The organism is Serratia sp. LS-1, assembly GCF_003719595.1.
Classification (GTDB): Bacteria; Pseudomonadota; Gammaproteobacteria; order Enterobacterales; family Enterobacteriaceae; genus Serratia; species Serratia ureilytica.
In genome coordinates this window covers 4,499,763-4,513,868 of sequence record NZ_CP033504.1, presented here as the reverse complement: position 1 = coordinate 4,513,868, position 14,106 = coordinate 4,499,763, and the positions used below count along the sequence as shown (strand labels likewise).

Sequence of the window (14,106 nt, the reverse complement as noted above, 5' to 3'; positions counted from 1 at the left end):
ATCAACCCGAGGGGGCGCCAGGCCCCCTTTGGCCCAGCTGGAGTTCGTGATGAAACCTTCTATCGTATTGTACAAAAGCCTGCCCGCCGACCTGCGTGAACGTCTGGAACAACACTTCACCGTACACGCGTTCAACGGCCTGCAGCCGGAGAACCGCGAGGAACTGCGCCAGGCGTTGCAGCAGGCCGAAGGGATCATCGGTTCCGGCGGCAAAATTGACGAAGCCTTCCTGCAGCAGGCGCCCAAACTGCGTGCGGCCTCGACCGTTTCCGTCGGCTACGACAACTTCGACGTCGAGGCGCTCAACGCCCATAACGTGCTGTTGATGCACACCCCGACGGTGCTGACCGAAACCGTCGCCGACACCATCATGAGTCTGGTGCTGGCGACGGCGCGCCGGGTGGTGGAAGTGGCGGAACGGGTCAAGGCCGGCGAATGGCGCGGCAGCATCGGGCCGGACTGGTTCGGCGTCGACGTGCACCACAAAACCATCGGCATCCTCGGCATGGGCCGCATCGGCCTGGCGCTGGCGCAGCGCGCGCACTTCGGCTTCGGCATGCCGGTGCTGTACAACGCCCGCCGCACGCACGAAGAGGCGGAGCAACGCTTCAACGCCCGTCGCTGCGACCTGGATACCCTGCTGGCCGAGTCGGATTTCGTTTGCATCACGCTGCCGCTGACCGAACAAACTTTCCATCTGATCGGCCGCGATCAGCTGGCGAAGATGAAGAAAAGCGGCATTCTGATCAACGCCGGCCGCGGGCCGGTGGTGGATGAGCAGGCGCTGATCGAAGCGCTGCAAAACGGCGTGATCCACGCCGCGGGGTTGGATGTGTTCGAGAAGGAACCGCTGCCGGCCGACTCGCCGCTGCTCAGCATGCCGAACGTAGTGGCGTTGCCGCACATCGGCTCCGCCACCCATGAAACGCGCTACGGCATGGCCGCCTGCGCGGTGGATAACTTGATCGCGGCATTGACCGGCACGGTGAAAGAAAACTGCGTCAACCCGCAGCTGTTGCAGAAATAACTCAGCGCGGCCGGCGATCTGCGGATCGCCGGCCTCGCCGCTTTTTGCGGCTGTCGACGGAGTATTTTCACTCCGTCAAACTCACGGGCTTCCCCCTTATCTTGCTGACGACAAATTTGCCCACGTCGTCATTGGCGATCAGCATGACCAGCAGCAGCATCACCAACACCGCCAGTTTCATATGGCTGTAGGCTATCGACGGGTCAAAAGCCTCCAGCAACAGCGTAATGCAGGGTGAAACATTCACAATAATGTTGGTGGTCAAGGCGCTGGTGAGTTCAATACCCTTTTGCAGCATCCATAGCGGCAATATATTCCCTAATATGACGATGATCGGCAGGTACATCCAGAAGCTGGATTGCGTCGTTGCCAATACGCCTTCGCTCGGCAACATCAGCGCGCAAACGCCAATGAGCAAGGGAAATCTGAACGACTGAATATTGACGGCGTTAAACGCTTGTTTGGACAATGATTTTGCAATATAGGTGCCGACAGCCATACAGGTTGAGGTGACGAGACACACTAAGCCAAGCGCCAGAACAAATAGGGTGTTTGAATCGAAGGGGTTAAAACGCTGCCCTTTCACGGCCAATATCATCAGCACGGCGACAATAAAAGCCAGCATCACGGCTATAACGATGTTTTTTACACCCACCGAATTTCGGTTATAAATCTCAATGAAAACAGAAATGATCGGGCTCAGTCCAAAAAGCATGGCCACCAGAATGGAGGGCTCCGTCCATTTCAACCCAACGAAAAGCCCAACCCAAGCTCCCAGCGTAGAGATATTCAATAATAGAATTAACTTCCAGGCGTTGAGGCAAGCTCGCAGCTTGACGGGGAAAAACAGCACGGAGATCACAAAGAAACCGAGCCAGGTCAAGGTGAAAGTCCAAAACAATAATACGAACAGATCGATGCTCTGCAACAAACCTGAGAGAAAAACATCTATGGCCGCACCCAGGATGCAATATCCAAGAATGTACGTTGGGCCGGACGCCTTGATTTTAGTGTTCATAGACTTCAAACATGCCCTTACTTTCAAGGCCAACGATATATTGATAGTCGGCATTGAGCTGATCGGCGCAACGGTGGCTTAACGCAATCCAGCCCGGAGAGCTGTAAACGTCCGTCGTGAGTTTTATTTCCTGATCAACATCCGGCAGATTTGATTTCTTGTAGGATGGCAAACCGGCGATGGTATCGACATGCTTAACGGCCTTGATAGTGCCAGCGCTAAAAGATATCAGCTCTTTAATTTTTAAATAGTTTAACGGTTTATATTCCTCTGCGACCGCTTCCAGGAATGCCTCGGTTGAACACACGCTCAGTACCAGTTCGTCAATCTGCGTGCGCTTCAGCGCCAGGGATGACAACGCCGGAAAACCCGCTCCGTGCGGTCTGGCCCCGGTTTCAATTAGCGTCCAACCGTCTTTGGTTAAAAACAGTTCCGAGTGCGCTGCGCCAAACTTGATCCCTAAAGCATCCAGACAGCTAAAGATGTAATCTTTGAGCTGAGCGTGATTCTGCGCATCGAAGGAGGTCAGTTCGGTGAACTCACAGATGGAATCGGCCCCGTTGTAACTGCCCTTGCCCATCTTCCATATCGCACAGATCTTGTGACGGCCTTGATAACTGACAGTATCGACGACGTACTCTTCCCCCTCAATAAAAGGCTGCAGAATAATGACTTCATTTTTTAAATTGAGCTGATTGCTTTTTTTGAACAAATCACCTGAATGAGCTTCAACTTCTTCAACCGTTTTGCAAACAAAAACGGAGTCCGTGCCTGCACTGTCAACGGGTTTTAGGACCAGCTTCCGGTATTTTTTAAACAGCTCAGTCGCATATTGCGTGGCGTCGTTAAGGGTAGTTAACCGGTGCGTGGGGATATGATTGATCGCGCTATTTTTCAGGCACTCCTGCATCAGGTATTTATTCCTGCGAGAACGGCTCGTGCCGGTATCGTTACCGGGCAGGTCCAGAAGCTCAGCCAGGTGATCTGCGAGTTCAATGCCTGTTTCACAGCCTGCAATCACAGCGATAACATCATACTCTTGCAATTGATTGAGGATCTCATCCCCCGTATATTGCAAACTGATAAAGAAATCATCCCCTCTGTAGCTATTCAGCAGCTTCGCCGGGATATCTTCTCGACTTTGAATGTGCGCGCACCCGTATCCTTTTTTATTGAATTCCGGTGCCACATCATTTCCGGATGAGTAGGCGTCAACGAGGATGACGATTTTTTTCGTGTCTTTGATGTCCATGCAGCGGGTTACTCCGTACTATAATCAGGGCCGAATATTAACGTTCGATTGTCTTGGCGTCGAATTTACGCTCGACGCCCTTTTACTTTATGAAGGGAACGTGTCAGCAAATTTGTGAGAAGTCGGTGCGTTCAATACTTTTAGCCAGGCTTGTCATTTCGCGATATTTATCAGATTTATCACCACCCGGCTGATAGATTCTATACCGCCAATAACGCCAAAGAGATGTCAGGATGGCGGCGTATTCCGTATAGGTTTTCAACACCTTAATTTCGCGCGCTTCAAGCATTCTTATAGAATTATAACCCGCGATGATATGCTTCGCTTTTTCCGGCGACAGCGTCCCATTGATGCCGCAGGTGCCGACAATCGCCATGGCGATATCGAAAACGGAGTGATAAATACAGGTCAACTCAAAATCTATCATGCCGACGAACTGCTCGCCTTCAAACAGCATATTGTCGTAGAAAAGATCGGAGTGGATGACAGAGGTAGGCAAGCCGCTGATGCGTTCTACGGCAAGATGCCTGAGTCTGTCTTTGGCCCAGCGCTCATAATCCTGATCGATATTGGCATCGAGGGCATCCATGAACTTTTTCTGCTCATAGAAGACTGAGTCTGTTAAGAAATTAGGGACGGGGATCGTATGCAGTTTCGCCATGGCAACGCCGAGCTGCCTGAGCATATGTTCGTTGAAATCCCGGCGGACGGCGCCATCCATATAGGTTCTTAATAGAGAGTGCTTGCCCCTTAATATAATTGAATAGCTTTCTTGCCCTTTGGGTTTGACCAGCAAGGAGGTCTCATAATCATGTGCTTCCAGCCATACCAGCGTCTTCGCCATGATCTCAACATCATCACGGCTTTGCTCTTCAATAATGCTGAAAACACAGCGGCCGATATCCGTTTCGAGGCAGTAATTGGTATTGCCAGATCCCATCCCCAAGAAGGCGCTGCTTTTTACCGTCAGCCCATAAAGAGATTCTATGCGGTGAACTTCATCACTATTCAACGTTGAGCCTGTTTGCATTTCTAATTCCATATCATTCACTTGAGCGCTTGATGCAAATCTTCATACAAGTCATTAACGTCTTCGATGCCGACTGACATTCGTATTAATTGCCTCGTAATCCCTGATTTTTTCTGCTCCTGCTCGCTAAGACTTCTGAACGACGATGAGGCCTGATAAGGCGAGTTCAGCGTGGTCTCCAAATCCCCCAAACTGTTGGAAGGGACGATGAGATTTAACTTCTTCTGAAAACTTGTCGCGTCAAACCGCGGGGCGATTTCAAAGCTGACCATGCCGCCGAACCCCCTCATTTGTTCGCGGGCTACGCTATGATTATGATGACTCGGCAACCCCGGATAGAACACGTTCGTCACATTAGGGTGCTCATTTAAACGGCTGGCCAGTTCCATCGCGTTGCGGTTAATGGCATTCATTCGAATGGCCAACGTGCGCAAGCTTCGCTCAAGCAGATGACATGACTGCGCGTTCAGACACCCGCCAAAGTCATTCATATATTCGGCCATTGCAGCAATGGACTCTTCACTGCCGACAGCCACGCCGCCTGACACATCGCCGTGGCCGCCCAAAAACTTGGTGGCGCTGTGCAATACCAAATCGACGCCATATTCCAGAGGGTTTTGGTTGATAGGCGTCGCCACGGTGTTATCAATAATGGTGAACACCCCCCGACTCTTGGCGAATCGGGTCAATAGCTCAATGTTCAGGATTTTAAGCAATGGATTTGTCGGTGTTTCGATATATATCATTCGCGTATTCGAATTGACTAATGCGATGATGCTCTCTACTTCACAACTCTCCGAAACGCTGTATGTGATGCCTAATTTTGCAAAATGATTCTGTACAAACTTGAGCGCACCTGAATACACGCCGTTTTGTAAAACAATATGGTCACCGGCTTTTAAATGCGAAAGCATCGCCGTCGCGAAAGCCGCCATACCGGAACTGAATACCAGAGCGGCCTCACCACCGCTTTCCAATGCGCACATCTTCTCGGCAACGGCGCGTTGATTGGGTAAGTTACCATGTCTTGGATAGACATCTTCTGTCATATCAAGATGCTTGTGAGAACTCGCGGAGAATAGCGGAGAAAGAATGCCACCATGCATTTCGTCGATAATGGTTCCGCTGTGAACGGCAAGAGTTTCTTTTGCTAACACGGTTACTGCCTATTTTCGAGTATCAGGAAGTGGGGGGCATGCCTTGAATAAAGGATCCCCCCGTTCATGTGAGTCTTTATTACGATGGGTTATTTGGCACCGCGAACATCGGGGTGAAATCGATTAATATGACATCGCGGAAGCCCACCTTACCGTGCCCATCCACATGAACCGGTTTCACCTGGTGCCAGACTAGATCATCAACGATGCCGATGGAGTCCAGCGGTTTGAGCATCGCCTCATTACACAGGATGTTCGTCTTGGTGTTATCTGTAATGATGTTCTCACCGCCAGAAACACCATCACGATTGATCAAATGTATCCAGGTGCAAGGCTCGCCATCCTTATGAAGTCGATTCGGTACGGAAATCCCCGGCGCATCAACCGTCGCTTTCATTCTGATGAAGTGAATGCCGACCTCCATGGGAATCGTGGAAGCATACTCATGTAACGGGGAGTTTTTAAAATCATGCAGGACAAGCGACGTGATCAGATTATTTGACAAAATTTCGTTTGGAACAGGCTGAAACTTCCTTGCCTCCTCAACGACTTCATCATTAAATCCGACATCTTGTTTGTAACTGTAGGCGTGTTCGGAAGATTGAGGAATCAAGAGATTAAAGCAAGGTAAAAGCACATATTTACTGTGCTGCCGATAGCGCCCCGCATTTTCACCGTAGGGATCCAGAGCAAGCGTATCGAAATGCCGCTGAATAATACTTAAGTCTGATTTTTGCGCATCGGTAAGGTTAAAGTCATCCGAAGCCAATTTGCAATACCCTACATCTGTCATCATGGGGTATGCGCTCACACGGCACTCAAGTGTGTTCTCAAACTCTTTAATGTTACCACGAATCATCGTGCAATCTTCCTTTTTACTCTGATTGGAATAACGACATATTGATGTTCACCGCAATGCTCATGAACATTGAACAGCAAATGCTTCCCTGTTTTTCAAGTGAAGTAATTCATCTCACAAATAAAAGAGCTTGATTATTTATTCTTTAAACTTCCTGCATGCTAAAAAGTGCGAAAGAGACTTTTATAGATTTCTTTTCCACTTATTTATCGAAACCAGACTTGCGCTGTTTTTCATTGCTACCTGACCTCATCTCACTTGTGCGCGGTGAGCGAAAGTCTACGCTGCATACGGGTTTTCAAATGACGCCAGGTGAATCGGCGCGAAACCTTTATCCTCCAGCCCTACCCGCCTAATGGGCTGCGATGCCTGGCGATGCGCATCTGCCGGACACAGAGCGCCCTACCCTGGCGTTACGCCGCTAAATGCTATTTGCGGCTCCCTCGCGGGTAGTATGATTAGTGTTTTTTATACAAAACAGCCAATTTTCAGCAACGGCAACGTACATGCCCCATGCTGGCCAGCAGGAGACACCGCTCATCAAACCGATTGCTCTGTAGATAGACAGGGACGAAACTGGCAACTAACTATGGTCAGCCAAGTAAAACCGCCTTGAAAGCCGTGCTTTTGGCTGGCTTCATCCACGCTACCGCACTACTCATCCCTTCCCGAGCATTAGTTTAGATAATCTTTATTGTTAAGCTAAATTTAACGGATGCGGAAGTTACTCGATATGGTTATAAATTGCCATAGTGTTAATGAAATGCAGCGAAAAAGTGTGATCTGGGTCGGGACCGCAAAACCTGTGCCAACCCTAAGATCGCGTGGCTGAAAGGTTGAGGCGATAATGACGTGGGCCGGCGAACGGTCATAATAATCCAGCGTAATATGCTGCTAATCGAACGCAGGGCAAAACTTGTGCCCACCGGTCGATTTGTCAGCCGCATTGCAGCGGGGTTTATCTGGCGGTATGGTGGGTGATTACCTGCTAAAAAACAGTACTGCTGCACCTATGACTTTCTCACTTTTCGGCGAAAAATTTACCCGTTATGCGGGCATTACCCGTTTGATGGACGACCTGAACGAAGGCCTGCGCACCCCCGGCGCCATCATGCTCGGCGGCGGCAACCCCGCACAGATCCCAGAGATGGAAGCCTATTTCAAACAGCTGTGCCAGGAGATGCTCGACCAGGGCAAACTGACCGAAGCGCTGTGCAACTACGACGGCCCGCAAGGCAAGGACGCGCTGCTGAAAGCGCTGGCCAATCTGCTGCGCGACGAGCTCGGCTGGGAGATCTCGCCACAGAATATTGCTCTGACTAATGGCAGCCAAAGCGCATTTTTCTACTTGTTCAACCTGTTCGCCGGCCGCTACGCCGACGGCTCGCGCCGCCGCGTGTTGTTCCCACTGGCGCCGGAATATATCGGCTATGCCGATGCCGGGCTGGATGAAGGGCTGTTCGTCTCCGCCAAACCGAACATCGAGCTGCTGCCGGACGGCCAGTTCAAGTATCACGTCGATTTCGAACATCTCACCATCGGCGATGACATCGGCATGATCTGCGTTTCACGGCCGACCAACCCGACCGGCAACGTGATCACCGACGAAGAGCTGATGAAGCTCGATCTGCTGGCGCAACAGCGCGATATTCCGCTGGTCATCGACAACGCCTACGGCGTGCCGTTCCCCGGCATTATCTTCAGCGACGCCACGCCGCTGTGGAACCCGAACACCATCCTGTGCATGAGCCTGTCCAAGCTCGGCCTGCCCGGCTCACGCTGCGGCATCGTGATCGCCGACGAGAAGGTGATCACCGCGCTGACCAACATGAACGGCATCATCAGCCTGTCCCCAGGCAGCATGGGGCCGGCGATGGCGACGGAAATGATCGCGCGCGGCGATCTGCTGCGCCTGTCGAACGAGGTGATTCGCCCGTTTTACAAACAGCGCGTCGAGCACACCATCGAGATCATTCGCCGCTACCTGTCGCCGGAACGCTGCCTGATCCACAAACCGGAAGGGGCTATCTTCCTCTGGCTGTGGTTTAAGGATCTGCCGATCACCACCGAAGTGCTGTATCAGCGCCTGAAAAAGCGCGGCGTGCTGATGGTGCCCGGCCACTACTTCTTCCCGGGACTGGAGCATGAATGGCCACATACCCACCAGTGCATGCGCATGAACTACGTGCCCGATCCGGAGAAAATCGAGCGCGGCGTGGCTATTCTGGCGGAAGAGATCGAACGCGCACATCAGGAAGGCTAACGCCGACTGATTGAAAATCGACCGATAAAGATATACGATGCATATATCGTATATCTTTTTTGGAGGGCCAACGATGACTCGCATCGTGATCGATTTACCTGAAGAAGACCTGCGGCAGCTCGATAATCTGAAAAATATCCGCCACGTTCCCCGGGCCGAAATCATTCGTCAAGCAGTCTCCCGCTATCTGACGGAGAACCACGTGGAAGATCCCAGCAACGCTTTCGGGCTCTGGTCCGGGGCGATGGGAGATGGCGTGGAGTACGAAAATCGTCAGCGCGAGGAGTGGGAATAATGGTGGCTCAACGGGCGTTATTCGACACCAATATCCTGATCGATTATCTCAACGGCATTCCTCAAGCCAGGGACGTTCTGGTCGAGTATCACATCAATCCGGCCATCAGCGCCATCACCTGGATGGAAGTGATGGTAGGTGCTAAAAAACAGGGTCCGGCACTGGAGCTGAAAACACGTCAGTTTTTAGGGCAATTTCTGCTGCTGCCTATTACCGATGAAGTCGCCGAACGCGCCGTAGAACTGCGCCACTCACAGCATGTGAAACTGCCAGACGCCATTATCTGGGCCACCGCGCAGGTGGGATTCCGGATGCTCATCTCCCGCAACCCCAAAGATTTCGGCACTGACAATGGCGTGTTGATGCCTTATCGGCTGTAGACGATCCGCACTACAACGTCCAGAACAGCACCGCCAGCAGCTGCGGCGACATGATGCGCAGGAACATCGCCAGCGGATATACGGTGGCGTAAGACAGCGCGGCGGCGCCGCTGGTGGGATGCAGGCCGTTGGCGAACGCCAGCGCCGGCGGATCGGTCATCGACCCCGCCAACATGCCGGACAGCGTCAGATAGTTCATCTTGCCCACCGTGCGCGCCAGAATGCCGACGCTCAGCAGCGGAATGGCGGTGATCAACGCGCCATAACCAATCCATGTCAGCCCCTCGCCATGCAGCAACGTATCGATAAAATTGCCGCCCGATTTCAAACCGACCACCGCCAGAAACAGCACGATGCCCAGTTCGCGCAGCGCCAGGTTGGCGCTCGGCGGCATAAACCAGTACAGCTTGCCGATACTGCCGATGCGCCCCAGGATCAGCGCCGCCACCAACGGCCCGCCGGCCAGCCCCAGCCGCAATGCCGCCGGGAAGCCTGGCACAAACAGCGGAATGGAGCCCAGCAGCACCCCGAGGCCGATGCCGATAAAGACCGGCAGCATCTGCACCTGCTGCAGCTTTTGTTGGGCGTTGCCGACGATTGCCGTCACCGCGTCGATGGCCTCCGGCCGGCCGACCAGGTTGAGAATATCGCCAAACTGCAGCGTCACGTTGCTGCCGGCCACCAGCTCCACGCCGGCGCGGTTGAGGCGTGAAATCACCACGTCATATTTCTGCTTCAGGTTCAGATCGCGGATTTTTTTCCCCAGCACCTGCTCGTTGGTCACCGCCGCCCTCACTACCTGCAGCGCAGTGCCGCGCGTGGACAGCGAAGCGTCAACCTCTTCGCCGATCACCAGCCGGGCGTTCTCCAGATCTTCGCGTTTGCCCACCAGGTGCAGATAGTCGCCGAGCTCCAGCCGCTCATGCGGCGCCGGCACCATCAACAGCTCGCCGCGTTTGAGGCGCGAACAGACGATCGCTTCACCGTTGAGCAGCGGCACGCTTTTGATCGCCATGCCCTGCAGATTGGGGTTACGCACCGCCACGTTCATGGCGTACAACAGCTCGCGCTGATTGCCCAGGCTGCTTTCAAACGCCTGCGCCTCGCGCTCGATGTTGATGCGGAAAACCAATCGGATCAGCCACATCACCAGCAGGATGCCGCAAATGCCGAACGGATAGGCCATGGCGTAACCCATGCCCATGCCGTCCACCAACGCCGGATCGGAACCGAGATCGGTCAGGATTTGCTGACCGGCGCCCAGCGCCGGCGTGTTGGTGACCGCGCCGGAGAACACGCCGAGGATGATCGGCAGCGGCACGTCGAACAGCTTGTGCACCGCCGCCGCCACTGCGCCGCCGGTCAGCACCAGCAGCACCGCGAAGGCGTTGAGCCGCAGACCGGAGACGCGCAGCGAAGAGAAGAAACCGGGGCCAACCTGAATGCCGATGGTGTAAACGAACAGGATCAGGCCAAACTCCTGGATGAAGTGCAGCATGTCCCCGTTCAGGCTGATTTGCCCGCTCTGGGCGAAGTGGCCGACCAGGATGCCGCCGAACAGCACGCCGCCAATCCCCAGCCCGACACCGTACAACTTCCAGTTCCCCATCCACAGCCCAATGACGGCCGCCAACGCCAACATGCTGACGGTCAGGGCGATATCGCTCATAGGTCACATCCTTGCCAAAGTTGAATAGGGGATTTGCGGATATAGACACACAATTAACAAGGATTATGGCATCGGGCAGACGGGGGGACTGTGGCGTGCGCCACATAACGCAACGGGGGAGATCCGTCTGGATCTCCCCCGCATGATGATGACCGTTTTTCAGTCGGTTATTTGGCTTCCAGCTCCGGCGTCGCGCCGATGGCGATGCGCTGAGGCTGCAAGGCTTCCGGAACCTGACGCACCAGATCGATGTGCAACAGGCCATTTTCAAATTTGGCCTCGGATACCTGCAGGTGTTCCGCCAGAGTGAAGGTCAGCTGGAACTCTTTGCACACCAGCCCCTGATGCAGGTACTCGACCTGTTTTTCCGGCGGCGTGGGTTTACCGCTGACGGTCAGCCGCGGCCCTTCCACTTCGATATTCAGTTCGCTCTGCCGGAAACCGGCCAGCGCCAGAGAAATGCGGTAGTGATTGTCATCGCTTTTCTCGATATTATACGGTGGGAACCCCTGAGGTTCCTGGCCCCCCATGGAACTGGCCAGTTTATCAAAACCAATCCATTGACGCAGAAGCGGGGATAGATCGTAATTACGCATAGGAACAACTCCTTTCATTAAGCGAGATGTGTTTATTCAGCCCCCTGACGGCAGGCGGATTATTACTGCATATTTGCCGACAGCGTTCCTGCCGGCGAAAACGGAATTATTTAATTTCGATACGGCGCGGTTTTAATGTTTCCGGCACGATGCGCTGCATATCGATATACAGCAGACCGTTTTCCAGTTTGGCGCCTTTAATTTGAATATGTTCGGCCAGCTGGAATTTACGCTCGAAATTACGCTCAGCGATGCCCTGATATAAATAGGTTTTTTCTGCCGGTTCGTTATTGTGCGCACCGCGCACGATCAGCAGATTATCTTGCGTGGTGATCTCCAGCTCCTGCTCGGCAAACCCGGCTACCGCAATGGCGATGCGATAATGATTTTCGTCCACCAGCTCGACATTATAAGGGGGATAACCGCCGTTGCCCTGGCTCTGGCCGGCCTCCAGCGCGTTGAACAGGCGATCGAAACCAATGGCGGAACGGTATAGCGGAGAAAGATCGAAATTACGCATAAAACAGCCTCCTAAGGCACTTCAGCGAGGTTGAAATAAATACGCCTTCCATTCTGGACAGGCTAATTAAGCCAGAATTCCCTTACGGCAAATTCTCAATCCGGCTCTGATGATAAAATGGGGGTTGATTTCATCAATTCAACGGGCGAGGATCAAAAAAAGCGCTTTTCGGTTAGGTGAAAGTTTTTTTACCACTTACACTAAAGTGAGAGAGCCGCCACAGAGCGGGATTTTGCTTCTTTTAAAGCAGCAACAGGATGTTATAAATCAGCTTAATTTAGGGGCACAGCAACCCTGCAGGATGGATTAATGACGACGATGAAAGCGATAGCGACGGGCTGCATGTTGTTGGCGACCAGCGGTTGCTCCAGCGTGATGAGCCATACCGGCCCGAATCAGGGTTACTATCCCGGCACCCGCGCCAGCGTGGACATGCTGAAGGACGACAACACCAGCTGGGCGATGATGCCGCTGGTGGCGCTGGATCTGCCGTTCTCCGCAGTGATGGATACCGTGCTGCTGCCTTACGACTATCTGCGTTCAGGCAATGACGCCACCGCAGACTCGCCAAAAGCGCGCATCCTGCGCAGCGAGCAGCAGAATCTGGCGGCAACCGGCAACCCCGGCGAGGGCAACGACAGCACCGCCACACACTAATCACGCACGCAGCGGGCCATCAGGCCCGCCTTACGCCTCAACCACAAAGATCTGGTTGAATCCGGCAATCTCGCGCATAAATGCCACTTTCTTGCCATCCGGCGAAAACACCACGGCATCCCCCGACGGCGGCTGCACGCTGCGCTGCGTTAAACGCTGCAGGCGGCCGCTGGCGACCTCACACAGCATCACGCTGTTGTCACACACCAGGGCTATCGTCCCGCCCTGCGGGTGCCAGCTGAACGCCGACTGGATGTCATGCTCGCCGCGGCTGACCTGGCGCGGCTCACCGCCGTTCGGCGACACCGTCCACAGTTGCACCACGCCGCCGTCATCCTTCATCAGAAAAGCTATCTGGCTGCCGTCCGGCGAGCTGCGTAGCCAATGGCGCGGCGCACCGACCACGCCCGGAAAACGGCGTTCACCGGTAAAGGTCACCCGCCGCTGCCTGACGCCAAGCGGCGGCGCCGGCAGCTCGCTTTCCGTCCCCTGCAGCGGCACCGTGCCGGCCCTGGCGTAGTCGGCGTCGTTCTCCGGCAGATCGACGATAAACACCTCCGGCAGTTTCTCGCCGGCGGCGGACAGCGTATCGCCGATGAACGCCAGCGCCCAACGTTGCCGACTGCCGTCGGCCTTACGGTAGCCTTCGCGGCCAATCCAGCCTTCTTCGTAGGCGCGATTGATCTGATCGCTGCCCGGCTGCGGCTGCGGCACGGTCTCGCTAACCAGCACGCAATAGTGGCTGCCGTCATATTCACGGGGATGCTGTTTCGGCGGATTGACCCCGTGCAGCGGCACGGCCACGCCGACGTTGCGCAGATCGCGCGCCGGATCGCATTCATGCATCACGTGATCGTTGTAGGTAAAGCTGAGGCGGCTGCCGTCCGGGCTGAAAACGTGCACATGGCTGCCGCCGCGCAGCGCGCCGGGCGTGTAGGGCGCCGTGATATCCAGCGCGTCGAGGGTAATGGCCAACTCGCGATCCGGTTCGCTGACGATCACCCCGCGGCGGTGATGAAAATCATACTGCCAGGCGCTGTCCGGGTGTTCCGGGCCGTGGATGAAGACGTAACGCGCCGGCGCATCGGGGCTGACCGTGACCACGCCGACGTGTGCGCCGTGCTGGGCGCGATAAACCACTTCCACCGCGCCGCTGGCGACGTTAACCCGCTCGATGCTCAGGCCGGTGAAAGAGGCGCCGCGCGGGCGCACGTCATAAGCCAGCCATTGGCTGTCCGGCGTCCAGACGTTGATATTGGTTAACTGATGCCCGCGTGGGTCGAAAGTCAGTTGTTTTTCCCGATGGCTCATGGCGGCTCTCCTGCGCATGCTGGCACTGAACGGCCATCTTACCGGATCGGCAGCCGCGTTTCATATGGCCGG

The 14,106-nt window shown here is 54.5% G+C and carries 14 protein-coding genes; 5 read left to right on the top strand and 9 right to left on the bottom strand.

Translation table 11 applies throughout. The annotated features are described in order from the left end of the window. Positions 1–49 precede the first annotated feature (49 nt). Positions 50–1,027, top strand: a complete 978-nt coding sequence (ghrB, locus tag EDY99_RS21540) for a glyoxylate/hydroxypyruvate reductase GhrB (protein WP_033645132.1) — start codon at positions 50–52, stop codon at positions 1,025–1,027. Between the two features lie 67 nt (positions 1,028–1,094). On the opposite strand, the gene EDY99_RS21535 is transcribed toward ghrB, so the two are convergent. The 5 genes from EDY99_RS21535 to EDY99_RS21515 form a co-directional block, all read right to left on the bottom strand. Continuing rightward, positions 1,095–2,045: a hypothetical protein gene (locus tag EDY99_RS21535; protein WP_033652314.1), complete on the bottom strand. Its 951-nt coding sequence runs from the start codon at positions 2,043–2,045 to the stop codon at positions 1,095–1,097. Next, positions 2,035–3,297, bottom strand: a complete 1,263-nt coding sequence (locus tag EDY99_RS21530; RefSeq protein ID WP_123062053.1) for an ATP-grasp domain-containing protein — start codon at positions 3,295–3,297, stop codon at positions 2,035–2,037. Before EDY99_RS21530 ends, EDY99_RS21535 begins: the two co-directional genes overlap by 11 nt. Before the next feature lie 103 nt (positions 3,298–3,400). Beyond that, the gene (locus tag EDY99_RS21525) at positions 3,401–4,339 is read right to left on the bottom strand and encodes a phosphotransferase (RefSeq protein ID WP_080273428.1); all 939 of its coding nucleotides are present in this window, start codon (positions 4,337–4,339) and stop codon (positions 3,401–3,403) included. Between the two features lie 5 nt (positions 4,340–4,344). Beyond that, on the bottom strand, positions 4,345–5,484 hold the full coding sequence (locus EDY99_RS21520) for a PLP-dependent aspartate aminotransferase family protein (RefSeq protein WP_046687995.1): 1,140 nt from the start codon (positions 5,482–5,484) through the stop codon (positions 4,345–4,347). Between the two features lie 79 nt (positions 5,485–5,563). Then, positions 5,564–6,343 (bottom strand): 2OG-Fe dioxygenase family protein, encoded by a 780-nt coding sequence (locus EDY99_RS21515; protein ID WP_033645137.1) that lies wholly within the window; start codon positions 6,341–6,343, stop codon positions 5,564–5,566. 1,012 nt (positions 6,344–7,355) lie between these two features. Here EDY99_RS21515 and EDY99_RS21510 point away from each other — a divergent pair. The 3 genes from EDY99_RS21510 (at position 7,356) to EDY99_RS21500 (ending at position 9,281) form a co-directional block, all read left to right on the top strand. Then, on the top strand, positions 7,356–8,606 hold the full coding sequence (locus EDY99_RS21510) for a valine--pyruvate transaminase (protein WP_033645138.1): 1,251 nt from the start codon (positions 7,356–7,358) through the stop codon (positions 8,604–8,606). A gap of 73 nt (positions 8,607–8,679) precedes the next feature. After that, complete coding sequence (locus EDY99_RS21505) at positions 8,680–8,901, top strand: ribbon-helix-helix domain-containing protein (RefSeq protein ID WP_025304767.1); 222 nt, start codon at positions 8,680–8,682, stop codon at positions 8,899–8,901. Then, the gene (locus EDY99_RS21500; protein ID WP_025304766.1) at positions 8,901–9,281 is read left to right on the top strand and encodes a type II toxin-antitoxin system VapC family toxin; all 381 of its coding nucleotides are present in this window, start codon (positions 8,901–8,903) and stop codon (positions 9,279–9,281) included. The genes EDY99_RS21505 and EDY99_RS21500 overlap by 1 nt, the downstream gene beginning before the upstream one ends. 10 nt (positions 9,282–9,291) lie before the next feature. Here the strand turns inward: EDY99_RS21500 and EDY99_RS21495 are convergent, their stop codons facing one another. The 3 genes from EDY99_RS21495 to ibpA form a co-directional block, all read right to left on the bottom strand. Continuing rightward, positions 9,292–10,950 (bottom strand): putative transporter, encoded by a 1,659-nt coding sequence (locus EDY99_RS21495; protein WP_069101019.1) that lies wholly within the window; start codon positions 10,948–10,950, stop codon positions 9,292–9,294. Positions 10,951–11,117: 167 nt separating this feature from the next. Beyond that, positions 11,118–11,546 carry a small heat shock chaperone IbpB gene (gene ibpB / locus EDY99_RS21490; RefSeq protein ID WP_004933922.1) on the bottom strand — a complete coding sequence of 143 codons (429 nt, stop codon included), beginning with the start codon at positions 11,544–11,546 and terminating at the stop codon, positions 11,118–11,120. Positions 11,547–11,652: 106 nt separating this feature from the next. Next, positions 11,653–12,066, bottom strand: coding sequence for a small heat shock chaperone IbpA (ibpA, locus tag EDY99_RS21485; RefSeq protein WP_004933919.1), 414 nt, complete (start codon positions 12,064–12,066; stop codon positions 11,653–11,655). Positions 12,067–12,375: 309 nt separating this feature from the next. Here ibpA and EDY99_RS21480 point away from each other — a divergent pair, with 309 nt between their 5' ends. Continuing rightward, positions 12,376–12,723 (top strand): YceK/YidQ family lipoprotein, encoded by a 348-nt coding sequence (locus tag EDY99_RS21480; protein WP_016929593.1) that lies wholly within the window; start codon positions 12,376–12,378, stop codon positions 12,721–12,723. 30 nt (positions 12,724–12,753) lie between these two features. Here the strand turns inward: EDY99_RS21480 and EDY99_RS21475 are convergent, their stop codons facing one another. Continuing rightward, positions 12,754–14,034, bottom strand: coding sequence for a DUF3748 domain-containing protein (locus EDY99_RS21475; RefSeq protein ID WP_033645140.1), 1,281 nt, complete (start codon positions 14,032–14,034; stop codon positions 12,754–12,756). Positions 14,035–14,106: the final 72 nt, after the last annotated feature.